The sequence below is a fragment of the Gordonia paraffinivorans genome (assembly GCF_900683595.1).
GTDB lineage: Bacteria > Actinomycetota > Actinomycetes > Mycobacteriales > Mycobacteriaceae > Gordonia > Gordonia paraffinivorans.
In genome coordinates, this window is record NZ_CAACYD010000005.1 from 938,515 (window position 1) to 963,105 (window position 24,591).

The 24,591-nt window shown below is 69.2% G+C and carries 19 protein-coding genes; 11 read left to right on the forward strand and 8 right to left on the reverse strand.

Features of this window, described 5'->3' with window-relative positions:
* Positions 1-69 precede the first annotated feature (69 nt).
* The 6 genes from E1P53_RS06430 (at position 70) to E1P53_RS06455 (ending at position 7,182) form a co-directional block, all read left to right on the forward strand.
* Entirely contained in the window at positions 70-1,626 is a 1,557-nt protein-coding gene (locus tag E1P53_RS06430; protein ID WP_131733749.1) for a leucyl aminopeptidase, read from the forward strand.
* A 264-nt stretch (positions 1,627-1,890) separates the two neighbouring features.
* Positions 1,891-3,642, forward strand: a complete 1,752-nt coding sequence (gene sucB, locus E1P53_RS06435) for a 2-oxoglutarate dehydrogenase, E2 component, dihydrolipoamide succinyltransferase (protein WP_131733750.1) — start codon at positions 1,891-1,893, stop codon at positions 3,640-3,642.
* A gap of 36 nt (positions 3,643-3,678) precedes the next feature.
* The gene (locus tag E1P53_RS06440) at positions 3,679-4,572 is read left to right on the forward strand and encodes a TIGR01777 family oxidoreductase (RefSeq protein ID WP_131733751.1); all 894 of its coding nucleotides are present in this window, start codon (positions 3,679-3,681) and stop codon (positions 4,570-4,572) included.
* Positions 4,569-5,285 carry a lipoyl(octanoyl) transferase LipB gene (gene lipB, locus E1P53_RS06445; RefSeq protein WP_006900676.1) on the forward strand — a complete coding sequence of 239 codons (717 nt, stop codon included), beginning with the start codon at positions 4,569-4,571 and terminating at the stop codon, positions 5,283-5,285. The genes E1P53_RS06440 and lipB overlap by 4 nt, the downstream gene beginning before the upstream one ends.
* Positions 5,282-6,373 carry a lipoyl synthase gene (gene lipA, locus E1P53_RS06450; RefSeq protein WP_006900677.1) on the forward strand — a complete coding sequence of 364 codons (1,092 nt, stop codon included), beginning with the start codon at positions 5,282-5,284 and terminating at the stop codon, positions 6,371-6,373. Before lipB ends, lipA begins: the two co-directional genes overlap by 4 nt.
* A 65-nt stretch (positions 6,374-6,438) precedes the next feature.
* Complete coding sequence (locus E1P53_RS06455) at positions 6,439-7,182, forward strand: DUF4191 domain-containing protein (protein WP_131733752.1); 744 nt, start codon at positions 6,439-6,441, stop codon at positions 7,180-7,182.
* Positions 7,183-7,315: 133 nt separating this feature from the next.
* Here E1P53_RS06455 and E1P53_RS06460 read toward each other — a convergent pair whose 3' ends face one another.
* From E1P53_RS06460 to E1P53_RS06470, 3 genes are all read right to left on the reverse strand, one after another.
* The gene (locus E1P53_RS06460) at positions 7,316-8,794 is read right to left on the reverse strand and encodes a 9-bladed beta-propeller domain-containing protein (RefSeq protein WP_131733753.1); all 1,479 of its coding nucleotides are present in this window, start codon (positions 8,792-8,794) and stop codon (positions 7,316-7,318) included.
* Positions 8,795-10,159: a 9-bladed beta-propeller domain-containing protein gene (locus E1P53_RS06465; RefSeq protein WP_131733754.1), complete on the reverse strand. Its 1,365-nt coding sequence runs from the start codon at positions 10,157-10,159 to the stop codon at positions 8,795-8,797.
* A 121-nt stretch (positions 10,160-10,280) separates the two neighbouring features.
* Complete coding sequence (locus E1P53_RS06470) at positions 10,281-10,790, reverse strand: RDD family protein (protein WP_006900681.1); 510 nt, start codon at positions 10,788-10,790, stop codon at positions 10,281-10,283.
* A gap of 323 nt (positions 10,791-11,113) precedes the next feature.
* Here E1P53_RS06470 and glnA (E1P53_RS06475) point away from each other — a divergent pair, with 323 nt between their 5' ends.
* Both glnA (E1P53_RS06475) and E1P53_RS06480 read left to right on the forward strand, forming a co-directional pair.
* Positions 11,114-12,547 (forward strand): type I glutamate--ammonia ligase, encoded by a 1,434-nt coding sequence (gene glnA / locus E1P53_RS06475; protein WP_131733755.1) that lies wholly within the window; start codon positions 11,114-11,116, stop codon positions 12,545-12,547.
* A 440-nt stretch (positions 12,548-12,987) separates the two neighbouring features.
* Positions 12,988-13,173 (forward strand): hypothetical protein, encoded by a 186-nt coding sequence (locus tag E1P53_RS06480; RefSeq protein ID WP_006900688.1) that lies wholly within the window; start codon positions 12,988-12,990, stop codon positions 13,171-13,173.
* A gap of 29 nt (positions 13,174-13,202) precedes the next feature.
* On the opposite strand, the gene E1P53_RS06485 is transcribed toward E1P53_RS06480, so the two are convergent.
* From E1P53_RS06485 to glnA (E1P53_RS06500), 4 genes are read right to left on the reverse strand one after another with little or no spacing between them, the layout of a single operon-like run.
* Positions 13,203-13,826, reverse strand: coding sequence for a biliverdin-producing heme oxygenase (locus tag E1P53_RS06485; protein WP_131733756.1), 624 nt, complete (start codon positions 13,824-13,826; stop codon positions 13,203-13,205).
* Positions 13,823-14,773, reverse strand: coding sequence for an endonuclease/exonuclease/phosphatase family protein (locus E1P53_RS06490; RefSeq protein WP_131733757.1), 951 nt, complete (start codon positions 14,771-14,773; stop codon positions 13,823-13,825). Before E1P53_RS06490 ends, E1P53_RS06485 begins: the two co-directional genes overlap by 4 nt.
* A 39-nt stretch (positions 14,774-14,812) precedes the next feature.
* Entirely contained in the window at positions 14,813-17,824 is a 3,012-nt protein-coding gene (locus E1P53_RS06495) for a bifunctional [glutamine synthetase] adenylyltransferase/[glutamine synthetase]-adenylyl-L-tyrosine phosphorylase (RefSeq protein WP_131733758.1), read from the reverse strand.
* A 46-nt stretch (positions 17,825-17,870) separates the two neighbouring features.
* A complete protein-coding gene (gene glnA, locus E1P53_RS06500; RefSeq protein WP_131733759.1) occupies positions 17,871-19,211 on the reverse strand; it encodes a type I glutamate--ammonia ligase in 1,341 nt (446 codons plus the stop codon).
* Between the two features lie 314 nt (positions 19,212-19,525).
* Here glnA (E1P53_RS06500) and panB point away from each other — a divergent pair, with 314 nt between their 5' ends.
* The 3 genes from panB to E1P53_RS06515 all read left to right on the forward strand — a co-directional run bounded on the left by panB (position 19,526) and on the right by E1P53_RS06515 (position 23,011).
* Entirely contained in the window at positions 19,526-20,380 is an 855-nt protein-coding gene (panB, locus tag E1P53_RS06505; protein ID WP_006900693.1) for a 3-methyl-2-oxobutanoate hydroxymethyltransferase, read from the forward strand.
* A 76-nt stretch (positions 20,381-20,456) separates the two neighbouring features.
* A complete protein-coding gene (gene pip / locus E1P53_RS06510) occupies positions 20,457-21,425 on the forward strand; it encodes a prolyl aminopeptidase (RefSeq protein ID WP_006900694.1) in 969 nt (322 codons plus the stop codon).
* A 92-nt stretch (positions 21,426-21,517) separates the two neighbouring features.
* Positions 21,518-23,011, forward strand: a complete 1,494-nt coding sequence (locus tag E1P53_RS06515) for a CYTH and CHAD domain-containing protein (RefSeq protein ID WP_006900695.1) — start codon at positions 21,518-21,520, stop codon at positions 23,009-23,011.
* Between the two features lie 114 nt (positions 23,012-23,125).
* On the opposite strand, the gene E1P53_RS06520 is transcribed toward E1P53_RS06515, so the two are convergent.
* The gene (locus E1P53_RS06520; RefSeq protein WP_131733760.1) at positions 23,126-24,544 is read right to left on the reverse strand and encodes an RNB domain-containing ribonuclease; all 1,419 of its coding nucleotides are present in this window, start codon (positions 24,542-24,544) and stop codon (positions 23,126-23,128) included.
* Positions 24,545-24,591: the final 47 nt, after the last annotated feature.

Below are 24,591 nucleotides of genomic sequence, written 5' to 3' on the forward strand. Positions count from 1 at the left end.
GCCCGCGACCTGCGGACCGCCTCCCGCAGTCCCCGTACGGGCACCGTCTGCTGTGGCAGAGTTGACCGGGTGAGCAAGAACGACACCGTCGACCGCGTACGCGGCCCAGAATTCGACCTGTCCACCTCGATCGCCAAGGGCGACACCGCGCTCGTCATCGGCCTGGTCTCGCCGCCGGAGGCCGACGACGAGAAGACCGAGAAGAAGGACGACGCCTCCGCCGAACCCACCCTGGCCATCGGCGAGGGCCTTCTCGACGACGCACAGGCGGCCGCGATCTCCGCGGCCGTGACCGCCCTGGGCGCGAGCGGGTCGCACGGCGAGGTCGTGAAGGTCCCCGCACCCGAGTCCCTGCCCGTGGACCTCGTCGTCGCCGTCGGCCTCGGCTCGCCCGACGACCTCGACGACGCCGAGAAGGTTCGCCAGGCCGCCGGCATCGTCGCCCGCGAACTCGACGGCATCGAGTCCGCGGCCACCACGCTGTCGTCGGTGGACCTCGGCGCCACCGTCGAGGGCCTGTTCCTCGGCGCCTACCGCTTCGACGAGTTCCGCTCCGAGTCGTCGAAGCCGAAGAAGACCCCGCCGCAACACTTCACGCTGATCGTCGAGTCGAAGTCCAAGGAGGCCAAGGCCGAGCTCGACCGGGCGGTCGCCGTCGCCGACTCGGTCGCCATCGCCCGCGACTTCGTCAACACCCCGCCGAGCCACCTCTACCCGGAGGAGTTCGCCGCCCGTGCCCGCGCGCTGGCGTCGAAGGCCGGGCTGTCGGTGGAGATCCTCGACGACAAGGAGCTCGAGGCGAAGGGCTTCGGCGGCATCGTCGGCGTCGGCAAGGGCTCGTCGCGCCTGCCCCGCTTGGTGCGGCTCACCCACGACGCCAAGAAGGGCTCGAAGAAGGTCGCCCTCGTCGGCAAGGGCATCACCTTCGACACCGGCGGCATCTCCATCAAGCCGGCGGCCAACATGGACCAGATGACCTCGGACATGGGCGGTGCCGCCGCGGTCATCGCCGCGACGATCCTGGCCGCGCGCCTCGACCTGGACGTGTCGGTCACCGCGACCGTGCCGATGGCCGAGAACATGCCGTCGGGTACCGCGCAGCGCCCGGGCGACGTCCTCATCCAGTACGGCGGCACGACCGTCGAGGTCCTCAACACCGACGCCGAGGGCCGCCTGATCCTCGCCGACGCGATCGTCCGCGCCTGCGAGGACGAGCCCGACTACCTGATCGACACCGCGACGCTCACCGGCGCGCAGATGGTGGCGTTGGGCACCCGGACCCCGGGCGTGATGGGCACCGAGGAGTTCCGCGACCGAGTCGCCGCCCGGTCGGCGGATGTCGGCGAGAACGCCTGGGCGATGCCGCTGCCGGCCGAGCTGCGCGCCGATCTCAAGTCGCGCGTCGCCGACCTGGCGAACGTCACGCCGCACCGGTGGGGCGGGATGCTCGCCGCGGGCATCTTCCTGAAGGAGTTCGTCGCCGACGGCGTGGAATGGGCCCACATCGACATCGCCGGACCGGCGTTCAACACCGGCGGCCCGTGGGGGTACACGCCCAAGGGCGGCACGGGCGTTCCGGTCCGGACGATCGCGGCCGTCCTCGAGGACATCGCCGCCAACGGCTGACCCCGCCCGCCGATGCGCCGCGCGCGATCCGCGCCGGCGCATGGGCGCGGCAGCGCATCGCCCAGAAATGGTTACCGCCGAGTACGAGCCGAATCGAGTCGTACGACCGCCGTGCGGGTAGGGTGATCCGCGGGGATGAGTGGCTGACCCGCCACCCATCTCGGCGGTTACCCCGACCGCTCCCCAAGACCCTGTGCCCCCGGCGCACACACCGACGGGCCGTAGACCTACAGACCACCACGTCGAGTTCAGGAGTTCACAACGATGGCCTTCTCCGTCCAGATGCCCGCCCTTGGTGAAAGTGTCACCGAGGGGACAGTCACCCGGTGGCTGAAGGAGGAGGGCGACACCGTCGAGGCCGACGAGCCCTTGCTGGAGGTGTCGACCGACAAGGTCGACACGGAGATCCCGGCCCCCACCTCCGGTGTGCTGGTGAAGATCATCGCCCAGGAGGACGACGTCGTCGAGGTCGGTGGTGAGCTCGCCCTGATCGGCGCCGCCGACGAGGCCGCGTCCGGCTCCGACGACTCCGCCGGCGGCGACGCCCCCACCGAGGCCGCCCCCGAGCCCGAGCCCGAAGAGGCCGCCGCCGAGCCCTCCACCGAGGAAGAGGCCCCCGCCGAGAAGCCCACCGCGGCCACCGGTTCGGGTTCGGCCGAGGGCACCGAGGTGCTCATGCCCGAACTCGGCGAGTCCGTCACCGAGGGCACCGTGACCAACTGGCTCAAGCAGGTCGGCGACGAGGTCGCCGCCGACGAGCCGCTCCTCGAGGTCTCCACCGACAAGGTCGACACCGAGATCCCGTCGCCGGTCGCCGGCACCCTGCTGGAGATCCTGGCCCAGGAGGACGACGTCGTCGAGGTGGGCGGCAAGCTGGCCGTCATCGGCGACGCCTCCGCCGCGCCGGCCGAGAAGGCCCCCGAGCCCGAACCGGAGCCCGCGGCCAAGGAAGAGCCGAAGCCGGAACCCAAGCCCGAGCCCAAGCCGGAACCCAAGCCCGAGCCCAAGCCGGAGCCGAAGGCCGAGGCCCCGGCGAAGACCGACCCGCCGACCGTCGAGTCGACGCCGTACGTCACCCCGCTGGTGCGCAAGCTCGCCGCCGAGCACAACATCGACCTGAACACCATCAAGGGCACCGGCGTCGGCGGCCGCATCCGCAAGCAGGACGTGCTGGCCGCCGCCGAGGCCGCCAAGGCACCCGCCGCCGCCCCGGCCGAGAAGCCCGCTGCGGCAGCGTCTTCCGCGCCGGCCGCCGCCTCTGCGTCGCCGGAGATCCGTCCGGAGCTCGCCGAGCTGCGCGGCACCACGCAGAAGGCCAACCGCATCCGCCTCATCACCGCCAAGAAGACCCGCGAGTCGCTGCAGCAGTCCGCTCAGCTCACGCAGGTCCACGAGGTCGACCTGACCAAGATCGTCGCCCTGCGCAAGGCGGCGAAGGAGCACTTCAAGGCGACCGAGGGCGTCAACCTGACCTTCCTGCCGTTCATCGCCAAGGCCGTCGTCGAGGCGCTGAAGGTCCATCCGAACGTCAACGCGTCGATCGACGAAGACGCCAAGGAGATCACCTACTACGAGAAGGTGCACCTGGGCATCGCCGTCGACACCCCGCAGGGGCTCCTGTCGCCGGTGATCCACAACGCCGACGACCTGTCGGTGGCCGGCCTGGCACGTGCGATCGCCGACATCGCCGATCGCGCCCGCAACAACGGCCTCAAGCCCGACGAGCTGGCCGGCGGCACGTTCACGATCACCAACATCGGCAGCCAGGGAGCGCTGTTCGACACCCCGATCCTCGTCCCGCCGCAGGCGGCGATGCTCGGCACCGGCGCGGTCGTCAAGCGTCCGGTCGTCGTCACCGACGAGGACGGCTCGGAGTCGATCGCCATCCGGTCGATGGCATACCTGCCGCTGACCTACGATCACCGCCTCATCGACGGCGCCGACGCGGGCCGCTTCCTGACCACGGTGCGCAAGCGTCTCGAAGAGGCGTCGTTCGCCGCGGATCTGGGACTGTAAGCACACGAGGAGAAGCGAGGGACTCGGGACACGCTGATGCGCATCGCCGTCGCCGGCTCACAGGGCCTCATCGGTAACGCCCTCGTCAACTCGCTGCGCGCGGCGGGCCACACGGTCATCCGTCTGGTCCGCCGCGAAGCCCTCGACGACGACGAGTTCAGCTGGGATCCCGAGACGATCGGGCTGCCGCCCGAGACCCTCGACGGCGTCGACGCGGTCGTCTCCCTCGGCGGCGTCGGCGTCGGCAACGGCCGCTGGACGGGGCGCTTCAAGCAGGAGTTGCGCGACTCGCGCATCACCCCGACCGAGGTGCTGGCCGAGGCGGTCCGCGAGCACGGCATCCCGACCTTCGTCAGCGCCAGTGCCACCGGCTACTACGGCGACACCGGCACCCGCGCAGCGGTCGAGACCGACCCGCCCGGCGCGGGCTTCCTCGCCGAACTGGTCATCGACTGGGAGAAGGCGGCCACCGCCAACGCCGGTGACGACACCCGGGTCGTCCTCCTGCGCACCGCTCCGGTGCTCAGCGCCTCCGGCGGCATGCTCGCCAAGCTGCTCCCGCTGTTCAAGCTCGGCCTGGGCGGACCGATCGGCAGTGGCGCACAGTACTTCTCGTGGATCAGCCTGATCGACGAGGTGCGCGCCATCGAGTTCCTGCTCGACTCCGACATCTCCGGGCCGGTCAACCTCGCCTCCCCCGGCGCCCTGCCGTTCGCCGAGTTCTGCAAGGCGCTCGGCAAGGCGGTGCACCGCCCGGCCGTGATGCGGGTGCCCGAGTTCCTGGCGCGCACCTTCGGCGGGGAGATGGCCGAGGAGATGATCCTGTTCTCCCAGCGCGTCGAGCCGCGTGTGCTCACCGAGCACGGATTCACCTTCGAGCACCCCGACATCCGCCGGGCTCTCGACTACATCACCAAGCCCTCGTCATGACCAGACGTTCCGTCCGGGCCGACGCCGCGCCGATCGAGGTGCGGCGCCTCGGCACCGTGGACTACCGCGACACCTACGACCTGCAGCACCGACTCGCCGGCGAACGTGCCGACGGCACTCTCGACCACGATCTGCTGCTCCTCCTCGAGCACCCGTCGATCTACACGGCCGGCAAGCGCACGGAGGACTCCGACCGGCCCACCAACGGCGCTCCCGTCATCGACGTCGACCGCGGCGGGCGGATCACCTGGCACGGTCCAGGCCAGCTCGTCGGCTACCCGATCGTCAAGCTCGCCGAGCCGCTCGACGTCGTCGAGTACGTGCGTCGACTCGAAGAGGCCCTGATCGGCGTCTGCGCCGGCGCGGGCGTCACCACCGGCCGCGTCGAGGGACGTTCCGGGGTCTGGATCAGCGACGACGCCGGCGAGCGCAAGCTCGGTCAGATCGGCATCCGCGTGGCGCGCGGCGTCGCGCTGCACGGTTTCGCCCTCAACATCGACCCGGACATGTCGGCGTTCGACGCCATCGTGCCGTGCGGGATCGCCGACGCCGGCGTCACCTCCCTGGCCCGCGAACTCGGTCGCCCGCTGTCGGTCGAGGAGTTCCTCGACCCGGTGGAGGCGGCGGTGCGAGAGGCGCTCGACGCGCCGCGGGAGACCCCCTCCCCGCGCTCGGATGACCCCGCATCCACGCGCGTAGGATCGGTGCGGTGACCGCGTCCCCACTCACCCCCGGACCCGGTGCCGCCGACGCCACACCCCCGGCCTCGGATCACGCACCGAACAAGACCACCCCGACCGCGCCCGACGGACGCAAGCTGCTCCGCCTCGAGGTGCGCAACGCGCAGACGCCGATCGAGCGCAAGCCCAGCTGGATCAAGACCCGCGCCACGATGGGCCCCGAGTTCACCGAACTCAAGGGACTCGTCAAGCGCGAGGGGCTGCACACCGTCTGCGAAGAGGCCGGCTGCCCCAATATCTACGAGTGCTGGGAAGACCGCGAGGCGACGTTCCTGATCGGCGGCGAGCAGTGCACCCGGCGCTGCGACTTCTGCCAGATCGACACCGGCAAGCCCGCCGAACTCGACCGTGACGAGCCGCGCCGCGTCGCCGAGAGCGTCCGCGCGATGGGCCTGCGGTACTCGACGATCACCGGCGTCGCGCGCGACGACCTGCCCGACGAGGGCGCCTGGCTGTACGCCGAGACCGTCCGCGCTATCCACGAGCTCAATCCGGGCACCGGCGTGGAGAACCTCATCCCGGACTTCCACGCCAAGCCCGACCTGCTGGCCGAGGTGTTCGAGGCCCGCCCCGAGGTGCTCGCACACAACCTCGAGACCGTGCCCCGCATCTTCAAGCGCATCCGTCCTGCCTTCCGCTACGAGCGGTCGCTCGACGTGATCCGCGCGGCTCGCGATTTCGGGCTGGTCACCAAGTCGAACCTCATCCTCGGCATGGGCGAGACCCCCGAAGAAGTCCAGTCGGCGATCGTCGACCTGCACGAGGCCGGCTGCGACATCCTGACGATCACCCAGTACCTGCGCCCGTCGCCGCGCCACCATCCGGTCGAGCGCTGGGTGAAGCCGGAGGAGTTCGTCGATCACTCCGAGTTCGCCCAGGAGGTCGGGTTCGCCGGTGTGATGGCCGGCCCGCTGGTGCGGTCGTCCTACCGTGCCGGCCGCCTGTACGCGCAGGCGATGGCCCATCACGGCCGCGAGATCTCCCCTGCCCTGGCGCATCTCGCGTCCGAGGGATCTGCCGCCCAGGAGGCGTCGAGCCTCATGACGCGCCTCGGCCGCTGATCGGCCGTTCTCCTCGGCCGACCGCGACGTCGGGACGTTCCGGCGTCGGACGTAAACTGGCCCCTATGGCAAAGGCGCAGTCGGTCAGCAAAGAAGAGAAGGCCGCGAAGAAGCAGGCCCGCAAGGCGGCATCCAAGGAACGCCGCCAACAGTTGTGGCAGGCCTTCCAGATGCAGCGCAAGGAAGACAAGCGGCTCATCCCCTACATGGCGGGTGTGTTCGTGCTGATGGTGGCCGTCTTCGTCGTGCTCGGATTCCTGATCGGCTCGCCGTGGCTGCTGATCCCGCTCGGCGTGGTGCTCGGCGCCCTCGGCGCGTTCATCATCTTCGGACGCCGCGTGCAGAAGAACGTCTACTCCAAGGCCGAGGGCCAGCCCGGCGCCGCCGGCTGGGCGCTGGGCAACATGCGCGGCCAGTGGCGTGTGAAGCAGGCGGTCGTCGGCACCACCCACCTCGACGCCGTGCACCGCGTCATCGGCAAGCCGGGTGTGATCCTCGTCGCCGAGGGCAACCCGAACCGCGTGAAGCAGCTTCTCGCGCAGGAGAAGAAGAAGGTCGCGCGCGTTGTCGGCGACACCCCGATCTACGAGGTCGTCGTCGGCAACGAGGAGGGCCAGGTCCCGCTGTCGAAGCTCGAGCGGCATCTCAACAAGTTGCCCAACAACATCGACCGCAAGCGCATGGACACCCTCGAGGGCCGTCTGTCCGCCCTCAGCAGCAAGGCCCCCGGCCCCGGTATGCCGAAGGGCCCGCTGCCCGCGAACGCCAAGATGCGCAGCATGCAGCGCACCGCGCGTCGTCGCAGCTGACGCACGTCCACCCCGCCTCGTGAATTCACCGCCAGATCCGGCGGTGGATTCACGCATTCCTGGTGGCCTTGCCGGCGTGAGCCGCGTCCGGGACGCGTGCCACATGCCGGTAAAGCACGCGGGGTCAGGGCGATCAGGCGAACCGGGACATCTTCGCGACCGGGTTCGGTCCCTCACGCGCGTCGAGGACGAACAGATACGGCCCGACGATGCGCACGTTGACCTCGTCGGCGCTGCGGGTCTCCTTGAGTCGCCACACCGGTCGGCCGGTCTTCGGGTCGTAGGCGGTGAACGCGGGCGGTCCGGGTTCATCGCGACGGGCGTCGCCCTCGAAGATCAGGCGGTTGCCGTCGAAGGCCTCGAACCGCTGGTAGATGCTCATCAGGATCGGCGGGCCGGGCTCCCCCGTGGTGGCGTCGAAGAACGTCCACTCGTACCCCTGCGGGTCGGCGAGCCGTTGCATCGCGACGTACCGGCCGCCGAGCAGTTCGATGTCGTGGCCGTGGTAGGCGTCGGCCGACCACAGCAGCTTCTTCTGGCCGGAGGACACCGCGCCGACGATGTCGTTGTCGGACTTGTCCTCGCCCTCGACCGCGATGAGATCGGTCTCGGTCGCCACGGGCCAGATGTCGGCGACCGCGACGTCCTTGAGCTCCGCGGTCTGGACCCCGTAGCTGTTGAACAGCCTCAGGGTGCGCCGCGGATAGTCGGTGACGCTGACCGCGAATCCGGTTCCGGTGGCGGCCACGCCGAGCCGCACGCCGCTCGACGTGGTCTCGTCCTTCGGTTTCGTCGCGGGATCGTCGGCGGAATCGTAGAGAATCTCACCGGTCGGCAGGGACATGGCACGGACACCGGTCCGGTCGTCGCCGGCCACGACCACGTTGCCCGCCTCCGAGACCGCGGCCTGAGAGTAGTCGACGGGGAGGGTCTGCGACCAGCGCTTCCCGCCCGCGGAGTCGAACCGGGTGAGGGTCTCGGTCTTGGTCGTCCGCCCCTCGTCGTCCTTCTGATAGACGGCGGTGGTGACCAGGAAGCCGTCGCCGGCTCGGTCGATCCGGCCTTTGCCGAACTCGGCCGACGCCGTGCCGGTCACCTTGCCCGACCCGGGGTCGAGGAAAGCGACCTCGGTGGCCTTCTCGTCGTCATCCGTCGTCTGGACGCAGGCCAGCTTGTCGTCCCGGCTCAGCGCGCAGCCGTTCGCCCGAAACTCCGAGGCCCCCGGCCACAACGGCTTTCCGCTCGCGGGATCGAGCGCGATGACCGCCGCGGGATCACCCAGCCCGGGCAGGCCGGCTGCGACGATCATCCGGTCGTTCGCGTCGAACGGGATCAGGTACAGCACCGGCGCAGAGTCGCCGACCTGTGATCCCGAACCGAAGACCGAGTCGGCGGTGACCTCCCATTTCCGGCCGGGCGGGCCGGGCAGCGGTTCGACGGACGGGTCGTCGCCCGGTTCACCGGCGAGCGCCGCGTACTGACCCGGCAGCGTCGCCGAGCCATGCACCGACTGCGGCACCACCAGCGACACCACGAGCGCACACGTCACCGCGATCACCCCGATGGCGACCGCTGCGACCCCGCTCAGAATCCCTTTACGCCTGTCGGCCATCTACGCACCCAATCTGCTGATCGTCGCCTGTCCCGCGTCGCCTGATCTCGTGTGCATCAGGTACGGCCCGACGAACTCGTGCTCGCGTTCCTCCCCGCCGGCGTTCCCGATCTCCCACACCTGACGGCCCGATGCCAGGTCGCAGGCGAACAGGTACGGGACGCCGGAGTTCGATCCGGCGCGGTCGGCGAAGAAGCCGCGTGTCCCGTCGAATGCCAGGAGCACGGTCGGTCCCGCCGCGATGGACCGTGTCCGGGTGGGGCTCTGCGTGTCGAAGTCCAGCCAGTCCTCGTCGCGACCGGACCGGAGACCGACGAGGAACCGTTCCCCGAGGATCTGCTCACGGATCACGCTGTCTCGGCTCGGCGTGGCGGCGACGACCTCGAACGTGACGGTGGACGCCACCCCGAGCGTCCGCTGATGGTCGTCGTCGGTGCCCTCGACCGGGATCAGGTCTCCTTCCGAACCCTGCGGCATGAAAGCGAGCACCACGCCCTCGATCACCCCGCGCCTGGTGCCCTTGCTGTCGTAGACCGTGACGGTCTTCGCGTCTCCGCGGATGCTCACGGCGAAACCGGTCCGCACGGGCGCGACCTCGACGAGGGGCGACGAGATCCTGCTCGGGGTGTTCTTCAGGTCCTCGGTGGAGTCGTAGACGAGGTCACCGCTGTCGAGTGCGTACACCTGCACTCGACGTCCGAAGTCGCGTACGGCGACCACGTTCCCGGCCTCGGACAGCGCCGGGTCGTCGAACCCCGGCGGGGGCTTGTGCTCCCAGGTGCGCGAACCGTCGGAACTGAACCACGTCAGCGTCAGCGCGTAATGCGCGTCCTTGTGGACGAACTGCTTGGTCGTGACGAGGAAGCCCTTGCCCGCGGACACCAGAGCCGGCCCGGTGGGATTCTCCCCTCCGGCGATCGTCCGGGTTCCGGTCACCTGACCGGACCCGGCATCGATGAAACCGATCTCCGAGGTCGCCCGGTCGGCGCCACGACGTATGCACGCCAGTCGCCCGTCACGGCTGAAGACGCACTCCTCCGCACGGAAGTCCGACACCTTCGGCCACTTCTTCTTCCCGGTCTTGGCGTCGAATGCCATCAGGGCGGTCTCGGTGACCTCCCGCGGGCCGCCGACGACGATCGAGGTGTTCGCCGCGAGGACCGCGGGACGCCGTGACTTGGCATCCTGCGTGTCGGCCGGCACGTCGATGTCGGACATCGACACCGTCCACCGCGGTGTCGGCGTCGTCGCCAGCGGCACGACGTCCGGATACGGGTCCTCGGTCGCCTCGGCGGGAGCGGCCGCCACCGCCGCGCCGTCCAGGGTTCGAGGAACCGCGAGCGTCACGACCAGACCGGCGACCACCCCCAGAACACCGACCGCAAAGCACGCAAAAGCCCCGAGATCCCCCGCATGCGCCCATCGAATCACATGCGGGCGTCCGCACTGTCACCCATATCCACAGGCGACGGGCGTCACACGCCCTCTATCGGGTTCGGACGATCGCCGTCCCGGTGGCGCGGTCGTGCATCGCGCGGCCGTTGTAGTCGTTGATGAGGGCGGGCACCAGGAACACCATCAGCAACTGCCGGAAGAACGCGCGCACGACGCCGACCGCGGCCGGCGGTTCCTTGCCGGTGGCCTCGGCGGTGTTGCGCTCCGGCCCGTAGTCGACGCGGGCGACGCGCATGCCCATCACGTACTGGCCCGGGGTGAACCCGAAGAGGGTCACCGCGAAGACGCCCATCACGAACCAGATGATCAGCTGGGCACCGGCGAGGCTCGAGGACAGCAGGTTCCCGCCGACGAAGATCAGGGCGAGGCCGCCCGCGATCAGCCAGTCGACGAGCAGGCCCATGACCCGCGGCCATCCGGTGGCCAGCGATCCGGGGCCGGATGCGGGCAGACCGAGGTCCTGGCCCCGGTACTCGTTGTCGACGCCGGCGCCGGGACCGATCTGCGGCCCCGACAACCAGGAACCGGTGACACGTCCCATGCTCATGACTCCTCTCGCGACCCGACCCGGGTCCCGGGCCCGCGACGACTGCGTCGTGCTTTGGGTCCATCGTAGTCACGGGCCTTTCCAGACCTCCCGCGCACGCCTTCCAGCACGGCTAGGGTGGGTTTCGCCGAGTACCTTTTCCCGCGTCCGGACCACTGTGTGGTGAAGCACATCCGGTGTGTAACACGGGGGAAACACGGACTTGACGCATGGGCAACTTCACCTCCATACGGTTGCCGCTGAGATCCGCTGCTGTCGGCGGCGGATGTGTGTGGCGCGTCAGCTCGACCACCCGATCACGAAGGAGTCACCGCACGGTGTACAGCAGTAAAGAAGAACTACTCGAGGGCATCAAGAAGGAAGGTGTCGAGTACGTCGACATCCGTTTCTGCGACCTGCCCGGTGTCATGCAGCACTTCTCGATCCCGGCCTCGGCCTTCGACGAGAGCGTGTTCGAGGACGGCCTCGCGTTCGACGGCTCGTCGGTGCGGGGCTTCCAGTCCATCAACGAGTCGGACATGATGCTGCTGCCCGACCCGGCCACCGCGCGGATCGATCCCTTCCGCAAGGCGAAGACGATGAACATCAGCTTCTTCGTCCACGATCCGTTCACCCGCGAGGCCTACAGCCGCGACCCGCGCAACGTCGCCCGCAAGGCCGAGGACTACCTCGCCTCCACCGGCATCGCCGACACCTGCTTCTTCGGCGCCGAGGCCGAGTTCTACATCTTCGACTCGGTGTCCTTCGGCTCGGAGATGAACGGCACCTTCTACGAGATCGAGTCGGAGTCGGGCTGGTGGAACACCGCCTCGCCGACCGATCCGGACGGCAGCCCGAACCTGGGCTACAAGGTCCGCCCGAAGGGTGGCTACTTCCCGGTCGCGCCGTACGACCACTACGTCGACCTGCGCGACGAGATGTCGACCAACCTGCAGCAGGCGGGCTTCGAACTCGAGCGCGGCCACCACGAGGTCGGCACCGGCGGCCAGGCCGAGATCAACTACAAGTTCAACACGCTGCTGCACGCCGCGGACGACGTCCAGCTGTTCAAGTACATCATCAAGAACACCGCGTGGCAGAACGGCAAGTCGGTCACCTTCATGCCGAAGCCGCTCTTCGGTGACAACGGCTCGGGCATGCACGCCCACCAGTCGCTGTGGAAGGACGGCAAGCCGCTGTTCCACGACGAGGCCGGCTACGCAGGCCTGTCGGACATCGCCCGCTACTACATCGGCGGCATCCTGTACCACGCCCCGTCGCTGCTGGCGTTCACCAACCCGACGATCAACTCCTACAAGCGTCTGGTCCCGGGTTACGAGGCCCCGATCAACCTGGTCTACAGCCAGCGCAACCGCTCGGCCTGTGTCCGTATCCCGATCACCGGCAACAACCCGAAGGCCAAGCGCATCGAGTTCCGTTGCCCGGACAGCTCCGGCAACCCGTACCTGGCCTTCGCCGCCATGATGATGGCCGGCCTGGACGGCATCAAGAACAAGATCGAGCCGCACGAGCCGGTCGACAAGGACCTCTACGAGCTCCCGCCGGAGGAGGCCAAGGGCATCCCGCAGGCCCCGACCTCGCTGGCCGCGGTCATCGACCGCCTCGAGGAGGACCACGAGTACCTCACCGCCGGCGGCGTCTTCACCGAGGACCTCATCGAGACCTGGATCGCTCTCAAGCGCGAGAACGAGATCGAGCCGGTCCAGATCCGTCCTCACCCGTACGAGTTCGCTCTGTACTACGACTGCTGATCGGTTTCGACGGCAACCGTCCGAACACCCCGTCCGCGTTATCGCGGGCGGGGTGTTCTGCGTCTGCAGCCACGACTTGCCGCGCAGCGGCCGCCCCGGCGGCGATCCTGCGGTCTCGGTGGGTATTCGCCGCGTGGAGCCCCAGAACCCGAGAAAGGGTCACCGAGGAGGGGTGGGGCCGGGTTCGCCATCCGTTTCTGGAGCGAATCAGGGCGCCGTTCGTACTCCCGGTCGGTATTCGGCGACACGGCGGCGGTGATTTCGGCCGGTTCCGTCCGGCCGCGCCCGGCATTCGAGAAGAAACGCCGCCGACCTCGGCGTACCTTCGTCGGCCCGCACCTATGGACCGGCGGAAATCGATTGTAAAAACCTTGTGATCTGTTCCACAGAATGGACTTCTTACCCTGCCGGTACACACCGATCACCCGTAATTTGGGCACATGACCAGAGACGTTTATGTGGAAGACCTTGTGCCGGGTGATCGAATCCGCCTCGACGGCACTCCCCGCGTGGTCCGCACCACGAGCCGGCTCGACGACGATCGCCTGCGCATCGAGCTGGTGAAGGGTCACGACGACCTGCAAGAGGTCATCCTCGACCGCACCGCGAAGCTTCAGGTCAACTAGGAGTACGGCTCTCGACGGCTCGTCGCGGCTCAGGCCGCGCGAGCACCGTCGAGGTCGCCGAAGACCGCCTGGTTGTGGGCGAACGCCGCGAGCGCCTCGTCCACGAGCCGGTCCACGGCGTCGGCGTCGAGCGGCAGTGCGTCGATCCGGGCGCGGTAGTCGTCCTTGTACCGCTTGAGCTTGTCGATGCCCTCGAAGTTGTAGAAGGTCAGGCCCGAGTCGTCGACCCCGTAGTGCTCGCGCATGCGGTGGGCGACGACCTGGCCGCCGCTGAGGTCTCCCAGGTACCGGGTGTAGTGGTGCGCCACGTACCGAGCCGGGTCGGTACGCGTCGACTGGATCGCCTCCACGTACCGCGCGACGGCGGGCAGCGGCGTCACGGTCGACGGGTCGACGCCGAACGAGGCGAGATCGGCGCCGAGGCTCGGCAGACGACGCAACTTGTCGTCGATGACGGCACCGGCCACCGGGTCGTCGGCGAGCGCGTCACCGACCTCCTCGAGCGCCTCGTAGATCAAGTAGAGCTGAGCGGCGAGCCGCTCGTATTCGCCGCGATCGAGCCGGCCGGACATCAGGTCCTCGATGAAGGGGGAATGTTCGGCCTGTCGGTGTGCTTCGGCAGTGGCTTCGCGGAGACGCTCGGAAATGCTCATGATGCAACAAGTGATACCACCAGGGCCCGATGATCGGAACCCGGGAGGTGATGCGTATCCATCGATGTGGTCACAAATCCGCGCACGATGATCCTGTCGATCGCCACCAGCGGATGGTTGCCGATCTGCTTGTCGGTGGGATAGGTGGGCAGATAACCCGCTCCGGCGAGGTCCGTGCCGTCGGCGAGGCCGTTGGTGAGCAGTTTGCGGTACGTCGCATGATTCCACGTCGAGTTGAAGTCGCCGATCGCCAGCACCCTCCCCTGCGGCAGCGCCGCGAGATGACCGGCGAGAACCCCCATGTCGTGGAACCAATGGTCCTTGTTGCTCCACAACGGGGCCGCCGGGTGCATCGCGAAGACCTGCGTGCCCGGGGCACCCGGAAGATCGGTGCGCGCCTGCAGATTCCGCAGAGCCGTGTCCGGAACCACCGACGTGTCGGTCAGCGGCTTCCTGCTGAACAAAGCGGTCCCGGTGGCATAGGCCGCCGGCTCGGCGAACTCGTGGGGCAGTTGCCGAGGGATCGTTCCGTTCCGAATCCGTTGCAGCGCTTGTGGAGTGACCTCCTGCAGGGAGACCAGATCGGCATCGGCGGAGGCGACGATCTGCTCGAGCGCGTCGATGTCCGCGCCGCCGAACAGAAGGTTCGCCGACACCACGCGGAACCGCTCACCGTCGGGCGCATCCGCCGGGACCAGGAGCGGGACCTGGGTGTAGACCAGCGCCGCAGACGCCAGGAACGCGACTGCGAGCATGACCCACCGCCGCAGGCCGGCGAAGATGACGATCGCGGTCAACGCCGGGATCAACGCGAACTGCACCCCGCTGGTGAGATACAGCGCCACGTTGCCGCGGGACGGATAGAAGTGCAGCCAGATCGCCAGCAGCACACCGACCGTCATGGCCAGGCCGACGATATACGTCGACACCCACAGAAATTTCTTCATCCGCCCCCAACGGTTCACGCGCTCGCGATTGCGGGCGCGTCAGGCCCCGAAGACCTTCTGCACCACGGCTTTTGCGCGCCGGGTGACGCGCAGGTAGTTCTCCAGGAACTCCGTGGCCTGATCCTGCGGCCACCCCGCGGCGTAGGCGACCTGGCGCAGCAGCTTGCCCGGGCCGGGCAGTTGGTCGACGGGCTTGCCCCGGACCAGGACGAGCGCGTTGCGCGCCTTGGTCACGGTGATCCACGCGTCCTTCAGCAGCGCGACGTCGTTCTCGCTCAACAGCTCCGCGGCGCCGATGGCGTCGAGTGATTCGAGCGTCGAGGTGTTGTGCAGGCTGCGGTACCGGTGCGCGTAGCGCAGCTGCAGCAGCTGCACGGTCCATTCGATGTCGGCGAGGCCGCCGCGACCCAGCTTGGTATGGGTCGCGGGATCGGCGCCGCGCGGGAGCCGCTCGGCGTCGACACGCGCCTTGATGCGCCGGATCTCCCTGACCGCGTCGTTGCTGACGCCGCCGGCCGGATAGCGCACGTGGTCGATCATGTGCAGGAAGTCGATGCCGAGCGCCTCGTCGCCGGCAACCTGGTGGGCGCGCAGCAGCGCCTGCACCTCCCACGGCTGCGCCCACTGCGCGTAGTACGCGGCGTAGGACGCGAGGGTCCGCACCACCGGGCCGTTGCGCCCCTCGGGCCGCAGGCCGGTGTCGACCTCCAGCGGCGGGTCGGCGCTGGGGCTTCCCAGGGCACTGCGGACCGTCTCGGCGATGCCCTGCGCCCATCGGACCGCCGCGGACTCGTCGACGTCGTGGTCGGGCTGGCAGACGAACAGCACGTCGGCGTCCGACCCGTACCCGAGTTCTCCGCCGCCGAGGCGTCCCATGCCGATGACCGCGATGCGGGCCGGGGCCGGCTTGCCACGCTCGCGTTCGGAGATGTTGATCGCGACGGTCAGTGCCGCGTTGAGGACCGCCGCCCACACGCTCGACAGCGCCTTGCATACCTCGCGGACGTCCATCAGGCCCAGCACGTCTGCCGAGGCGATCCGGACCAGTTCCGCCCGTCGGTGCGAACGCGCAACGGCGACAGCGCGTTTCATGTCCTCCTGGCGAACCGTCGAAGCGATGAGCCCCTTCGCCACATCCTCCGGCCGCACCTCGCACAGCTTCGGCCCGTCCGGACCGTCGGAGTACTGGTGGATGACCTCGGGCGACCGCATCAGCATGTTCGCGATGTACTCCGAGGTGCCGAGCACCCTCATGAGCCGTTCGGCCACGACGCCGTCGTCGCGCAGCAGGCGCAGGAACCAGTCCTTGTCCTCGAGCGCCTCGCAGAGACGGCGGTAGTTGAGCAGGCCCGCGTCGGGATCCGGTGTGTCGCCGATGTGTTCGAGCAGCTGCGGCAGGATGAGCAACTGGATCTGCCCGCGACGGCCGGGCGCGTTGGACAGCGCGCGGATGTGGCTGAGGGCGCGGTCGGGCATCGCATAGCCGAGTGCGGCCAGCCGCCGTTCGGCCGATTCGTCGCTCAGCGTCAGCTCGTCGGCCTTGAAGCGGGTGACCGCCTCGAGCAGGGGACGGTAGAAGAGCTTCTGGTGCAGGCGCCGCACCCGGAGGGTGTTGTGCTTGATCTGCTCGCGCAGCACACCGGTCGCGTCGAGGTCGCCCTCGCGGCGGATGTGGGCGGCGCGGGCGAGCCAGCGCAGCGCCTCGGTGTCGTCGAGCGGTGGCAGCAGGTGCGTGCGCTTCATCTTCTGCATCTGCAGGCGATGCTCGAGCAGCCGCAGGAACTGGTACGACGCGGACAGGTTGGCGCCGTCGTCACGCCCGACGTACCCGCCGGCGGTGAGCGCCGCGAGCGCGTCGACGGTGGCCATCACGCGCAGGCTCTCGTCGACGCGGCCGTGGACCATCTGGAGCAGCTGGACCGCGAACTCGACGTCGCGCAGGCTTCCCGCCCCCAGTTTGAGGTTGCGGTCCCGCTCGGACGCGGGCACCAGCGATTCGACGCGCCGGCGCATCTTCTGGACCTCGGGCACGAAGTCGGGGCGCTCGGCGGCCTTCCACACCATGGGCTTGACCGCGTCGATGTACTGGTTGGCCAGCTCCATGTCGCCGGTCATCGCACGGGCCTTGAGCAGCGCCTGGAACTCCCAGGTCTTGGCCCACCGCTCGTAGTAGGCGACGTGCGATTCCAGCGTCCGGGTCAACGCCCCGGACTTGCCCTCGGGACGCAGCGCCGCGTCGACCTCGAAGAAGGCCAGCGAACCGACCCGCATCATCTCCCCCGCGATCCGCGCGGAGGTCCCGTCGGCCGGGTCGCTGACGAAGATGACGTCGACGTCGCTGACGTAGTTCAGTTCCCGCGCACCGCATTTGCCCATCGCGATCACGGCGATCCGCACCGGGATCGGGTCATCGCCGCACACCTCCCGGAACGCCACCGCGAGCGCCGCGGTGAGCGCTGCGTCGGCGAGGTCGGCAAGATAACCGCCCACCTCGGGCAGGTACAGGACCGGCTCGTCCTCGACGGTGGAGGCCACGTCGTGGGCGGCGAGCCGCATGATCAGGTTGCGGTACGCCAGTCGCATCGCGACGACGGCCTTGGGCCCGGAGATCTTCGCCCGGTAGACCCGGTTGCCCTTCTCGACCTCGCCCGGCTCGGGTTCGGCGCCGACCGACTCGAGCATGAGGCGGTCCACCTCGGCGCGATCGGGCAGGGCGTCCTCGAGCAGCAGCCGCCACGTCGCGGACTCGGCGACGAGGTGGTTGGCGAGTGCGACCGACGATCCGATCAGACCGAAGAGACGGCCGCGGAACGAGCGGTTCGAGCGCAGTTCCGAGTCGATCTCGGCCCACTCCTCGCCCACCTCGGCCCGCAGGCGGACGAGGGTGCGGAGGGCGAGATCGGCATCGGGAGAGCGCGACAGCGCCCACAGGACGTCGACGGACTCGGGGGTGTTCCAGCCGAGCTCGGCCAGACTCTGCGGCGCGCCTTTGTCGAGCAGTCCCAGCCGGCCTGCGCTGGGGATCGCACTGCGTCCCGATCGTGTTGTCACAGACTCAAAATAGCGACTGAACGAGCGGCGACGTCATGGCGGTCCCCTACAGCGGCAGGTAGTTCTGCAGCTCGTACGGCGTGACGCGGCCGCGGTAGTCGGTCCACTCCGCCCACTTGTTGCGCAGGAAGTAGTCGAACACGTGCTCGCCGAGGGCCTCGGCGACCAGCTCGGAGCTCTCCATCACGGTCAGCGCGTCGGCGAGGCTGTCGGGCAGCTCCTGGTAACCCATCGCCCGGCGCTCGGCCGGGGTGAGCGCCCAGACGTCGTCCTCGGCCTCGTCGGGGAGCTCGTAGTCCTCCTGGATGCCCTTGAGGCCCGCGGCCAGCAGGACGGCGAAGGTCAGGTACGGGTTGCACGCCGAGTCGGGGCTGCGCACCTCGATGCGGCGCGACGACGCCTTGTTCGGCGTGTACAGCGGCAGCCGGACGAGAGCCGACCGGTTGGCGCGCCCCCAGGTCGCGGCCGTCGGGGCCTCCCCGCCGTGGATGAGGCGCTTGTAGCTGTTCACCCACTGGTTGGTGACCGCGCTGATCTCCGACGCGTGGTGCAGGATGCCGGCGATGAACTTCTTGCCGGTCGCCGACAGCTGCATCGGGTCGTCGGGGTTGTGGAAGGCGTTGATGTCGCCCTCGAACAGGCTCATGTGCGTGTGCATCGCCGAGCCCGGGTGATCGCTGAAGGGCTTGGGCATGAACGTGGCCCAGACGCCCTCGTTGATCGCCACCTCTTTGATGAGGTAGCGGAAGGTCATCACGTTGTCGGCCATCGACAGGGCGTCGGCGTAGCGCAGGTCGATCTCCTGCTGGCCCGGCGCACCCTCGTGGTGGGAGAACTCCACCGAGATGCCCATCGACTCCAGCGCGTCGATCGCGTGGCGGCGGAAGTTCGGCGCGGCGTCGTGGACGGCCTGGTCGAAATATCCGCCGGTGTCGGCCGGGGTCGGGACCGAGCCGTCGAGCGGCGCGTTCTTGAGGAGGAAGAACTCGACCTCCGGGTGGACGTAGCAGCTGAAGCCGAGGTCGGCCGCCTTGTTCAGCTGGCGGCGCAGCACGTGCCGGGAGTCGGCCCAGCTCGGCGTGCCGTCGGGCATCGCGATGTCGCAGAACATGCGGGCCGAGTGATGACGGCCGGCAGAGGTGGTCCAGGGCAGGATCTGGAAGGTCGACGGATCGGGCTTGGCGACCGTGTCGGCCTCGGAGACGCGGGAGAAGCCCTCGATCGCGGAGCCGTCGAAGCCGATGCCCTCGCTGAAGGCACCTTCGAGCTCGGCGGGGGCGATCGCCACGGACTTCAAGTAGCCGAGGACGTCGGTGAACCACAGCCGGACAAAGCGGATGTCGCGCTCTTCGAGGGTCCGGAGCACGAATTCCTTTTGGCGATCCATGGACGCCGACATTAGAAGTCGGCTGTTAAATCTGTGTTACACACACGAGTCCAACTCCGTGTCCTGCACGTTTGCCGACGCCGTCCCAGAATCTGAGACGGTGCGACAGTGCTTCTGGGAAGCCCGCGAACAGCGATGATGCCGCATGATCGTCGAAGCTCCCGCGCCCGGTGTGCGAAGACGACCGCCACCGGTGTGACCAATCGCATATCACTCACCCGGTTACAGGGCAAACCGCCGGTGACACAATGGCGCTTGTCCGTGTTCAACCCGGGTACCCGCCAGGCGGGACTCGAGGCAGAAAAGAGACGACGATGTCCGAAAACTCGGTCTATGGCGCTGCCGCCACCACGACTTCCGCCGACGCCCCCAAGCGTCGCAAGACCCGCGTCCACCACCTGGCCCAGATGAAGGCCGAGGGCGAGAAGTGGTCGATGCTCACCGCCTACGACTACTCCACCGCACGGATCTTCGACGAGGCCGGCATCCCCGTGCTCCTCGTCGGCGACTCCGCCGCCAACGTGGTCCTCGGCTACGACACCACCATCCCGGTGACCGTCGAGGAGATGATCCCGCTCATCCGCGCCGTCGTGCGCGGCGCCCCGAACGCCCTCGTCGTCGCCGACATGCCCTTCGGCAGCTACGAGGCCGGCCCGCAGCACGCGCTCGAGAACGCCGTGAAGATCTTCAAGGAGACCGGCGCGCACGCGGTCAAGCTCGAGGGCGGCGAGCGGGTCGCCCCGCAGATCGCGGCCCTGACCGCCGCCGGCATCCCGGTGATGGCGCACATCGGTTTCACCCCGCAGAGCGTCAACGGCCTCGGCGGCTTCCGCGTGCAGGGCCGCGGCGACGGCGCCGACCAGCTCATCGCCGACGCCATCGCCGTGCAGGAGGCCGGCGCCTTCAGCGTCGTGATGGAGATGGTCCCCGCCGAGCTCGCCGGCCAGATCACCCGCAAGCTCACCATCCCGACCGTCGGCATCGGCGCCGGCAACGAGACCGACGCCCAGGTCCTCGTCTGGCAGGACATGGCCGGCTTCACCCACGGCAAGACCGCGAAGTTCGTCAAGCGCTTCGCCGACGTGGGCGGCGAACTGCGTTCGGCGGCCGAGCAGTACGCCGACGAGGTCCGGCGCGGCGTCTTCCCCGGACCCGAGCACAGCTACTGATCCGCAATCGGTAGAAGTCGTGGACGCCATGCGCCCACGACTTCTACGGATTCGGCATAGCGCCTAGGCTCGATCCATGCGTGACTTCTATCCGGAGATCGAGCCCTACGAGTCCGGTCACCTCGACGTGGGTGACGGCCAGCAGATCTACTGGGAGACCTCCGGCAATCCCGAGGGCAAGCCCGTGGTGTTCGTCCACGGCGGCCCCGGCGGCGGCACATCGGGACTGCAGCGGCGCTTCTTCGATCCCGCGAGGTACCGGATCGTGCTGTTCGACCAGCGCGGCTGCGGCAGGTCGCGTCCGCACATCGCCGACGGCGCCGACCTGTCGGTCAACACCACGCAACACCTCATCACCGACATGGAGCGCCTGCGAACCCACCTCGGGATCGACCGCTGGCAGGTGTTCGGCGGCTCCTGGGGGTCGACGCTGGGCCTCGCGTACGCGCAGGCCCATCCCGATCGCGTCACCGAACTCGTGCTGCGCGGCATCTTCCTGCTGCGGCGCAGCGAGATCGACTGGTACTACAACGGCGGCGCCGCCCACATCTTCCCGGACGTGTGGGAGTCATATCTCGCACCGATCCCGGCCGACGAGCGCGACGGCGACCTCGTCGCCGCCTACCACCGGCTGCTCACCTCCGACGATCAGGACGTGGCCCGTGCCGCGGCCCGCGCCTGGACCGGGTGGGAACAGGCCACCAGCTACCTGCTCCCCCGCCCCGACGAGTCGGCGCCGTCCGACCCGGAGGAGGCCGCGCGCTTCGATCTGGCCTTCGCGAGCATCGAGAACCACTACTTCGTCAACCACGGCTTCCTCGACGACGGCCAGCTGCTGCGCGACATCGACCGGATCGCCCACATTCCGGGTGTGATCGTCCAGGGCCGATACGACGTCGTGTGCCCGATGCGCAGCGCCTGGGATCTGCACCGCGCCTGGCCGAGCGCCGGGCTGCACATCGTCGACGACGCCGGCCACGCGTCCTTCGAGCCCGGCATCCGCCACCACCTCATCGAGGCGACCGACCGCTTCGCGGACCGCTGACCGACAGACCGGTCCGCCGAACGGGCGGGCCGACGGCACGGCGTCACTAGACTCGACATCAGCTGCAGCAACGTCGGTGTCAGGAGGACTCAGTGGCCGCATCCGAGCAGGTCGAGGTGGAGCTCAAGTTCGACGTGGATCCCGGTCACACGGCTCCCGACCTCCGTGCGCTGCCCGGGGTGGTGTCGGCGACCGAGCCGGAGACGTTCGAGCTCGACGCCACGTACTTCGACACCGAGAACCTCGACCTCGCCGGCAACCGGATCACCCTGCGGCGCCGCACCGGCGGCACCGACGCCGGCTGGCATCTCAAGCGCCCCAGCGACACTCCCGGTGCGCGCCGTGAACTCACGGTGGGCTTCGACGAGGCGCCCGCCGACGGCGACGTCCCCGAGCCGCTGCTGACGCCGGTCCTCGCGCACATCCGCACCCGCAGCCTCCGGCCGGTGGCGGTGATCTCGACGACGCGCACCGTGACCCGGCTGCTCGGCGTCGACGACGAGCCCCTCGCCGAACTGGCCGAGGACCTGGTCACCGCCCAGTCGCTGCTGCCCGGCGGGCACTCCCACCAGTGGGCCGAGTGGGAGTTCGAGCTCCTCTCCGGCGGCAACGGCAAGCTGCTGAAGGCGGCGGAGAAGACCTTGCGGGCCGCCGGCGCGCGTCCGGCGTCGAGCGCGTCGAAGCTCGCCCGCGCGATCGGTTCGACGCCGACGGTCCACGAGCCGCGACTGTCCAAGCGTCCCACCGCACTCGAGTTGGTCGTCACCGACATCGCCCTGCACCGCAACAGCCTGATCGCCTACGACCCCCTGGTCCGCGAGGACGCCGAGGACGCCGTCCACCAGATGCGCGTGGCGTGCCGACGGCTTCGATCGGTGCTGTCCGGCTTCCCCACGGTGCTCGACGCCGAGCGCACCGAGCACATCAACAGTGAGCTGAAGTTGCTGGCCCGGATCCTCGGCGAGGCACGGGATTCCGAGGTGCAGCTCGAACTCGACAAGTCGCTGCTCGCCGGCGAGAACGCATCGCCGGAACTGCGTGCCGCACTGGCGGGCGCCGAGACCCGCACCCATGACCGTGCGATCCGCCAGGCGCACAAGGCGATGGCATCGGATCGCTACTTCGCACTGCTCGACGCCGTGGACAACCTCATCGCCTCTCCCCCGCCCGGTCCCGACGCCGACCTCGCGGCCACCGACGTCGTCGACAAGGCGATCGCCCGGAGCCGCAGGCACATCCGGAAGGCCCAGGCGCGGCTGGCCACCCTGACCGAGGGTTCCGACGAGTGGAGCGAGCAGCTGCACACGATCCGCAAGCGCGCCAAGCGGTTGCGGTACAGCATCGATGCGGCCGCTCCCCTGAACAAGAGGCGCTACCGCGAGATCGGCGAGATCGCCAAGAAGATCCAGTCCGCGCTCGGCGATTTCAACGACATCCGCATCAACCGCGCGCATCTCCGGTCCATCGTCGACGCCGGCGAACTCGGCGCCGAGGACATGTTCATCGTCGGCCGCCTCGACGCCCGGCTCGAGGCCGACGCCCAGCGCGCCGTCGCCGAATACCGAAAAGCCGCGAAGAAGCTCTGAGGCGCCATCGCGATTCCCGCGATGGTGTGTCCTTCCCGCCGATGAGATCGACCAGAGCGGAAGGAGACTCCCTCATTGGGAACGATGCGGTGCCGGCCGACGAGTCGAAGCCCGTCACACCGGCCGGAACGCCACCGTGCGCGTGACCTCGTCGGCGGTCGCCAGTTCCACCTGCAACCGGTCGCCGGCCCTCAGCTCGCCCTCACACCCCGCGATCACCGGCGGGTCGGCGATGAAGATCTGGGCCGGCTTGCGTTCGGTCGCGGCCGACATGACCACGGCGTCGAACCGCTGCCCAACCCGATCGCCGAGGATGACGGCCTCGGCGAGGTCGATACTCGCGCGTTCGGCGGTCGCGCTCAGCGAGTCGGCCGACCGCAGGATCTTCGGCAGCGTCGGCAGGGCCCGCCGGACCCACTCGGGGACCTCCTGTCCCGACGTGACCGCCAGGCACACCTCGGTGGCGAAGCGATCCCCGAGGCGGCGTAGCGGCGCGGTCACGTGCGCGTAGAGGCCCGCGATGGCGGCGTGCTGCTTCTTGTCGTGCGGGATGGCGCGAGCCTCGTCGGTGCCGTCGAGCGCGAGGTAGTTGGCGCCGCGCATGAGGCCGCCGGCGGCCGACTGGAGCGCGAGAGTGCTCGGCCGATCGCTCGGCAGACCCGCCAGGAAATGGCCGACGGAAAGCCCGTCCGGCCAGTCGACACCGAGCGCGACCGCCGCGGCGCGCAGCTCCTCGACGCGCTCCGGTTCGGCCGGGGGCAGCGTACGCAGCAGGCCGATTCCCGCCTCCGCCATGATCGTGCCCGCGCAGATCCCGGTCAGCAGCGACAGTTGCGAGTTCCACACCTCCGCCGGGGTGTGCGGCTCCAGCTCCAGGTGCCACCCGCCGTGGGCGTGCGACACCTGCTGATCGGGCAGGTCGAGTTCGACGGCCCCGCGGTCGAGCGCGACCTGCCGGCGCAGTTCGCCGAAGGCGGGCAGCGCCTCGATCGACGGGTGCAGCCGTCCTGCCTCGGCGTCGGCGCTGACCCCGGCGTAGTCGAGACGTGCGACCGACCGGATGCGTGACCGTCGCACCCGAACATCGCTCACCGCGCCGTCGGCGCCCACCCGGATCGTCCACAGCACACACGGCCGGACCTGCTCGGGCAGAAGCGAACCCGCGTCCTCGGACAGTTCGCGCGGGTGCAGCGGCACGGAACCGTCCGGGAAGTAGACCGTGGATCCGCGGCGCCGGCTCTCCTGGTCGAGCGCACCGTCGGGGATGACGAGCGCGGCGACGTCGGCGATGGCGTAGTCGATGACGAACCCGTCCCCGTCGCGCGCGATGTGCACCGCCTGATCGAGGTCGCGGGACGTCGGCGGGTCGATGGTGACGAAGGGGACGCCGGTGTGGTCCTCGCGGGCGTCGGCGAAGCGGTCGACGGCGGTGCGGGCCTCGTGCAGCGCGTCGGCGCCGTACTCCTCGTTCACCCCGAGCTGGTCGCGGATGCCGGCGAAGTCGATGTCGGGTGCGTAGAGGATACGGGCCACGGGTCCGACACTAGCGCGCCCGCACAGGCAGGGGTCGGTCCGGCGCG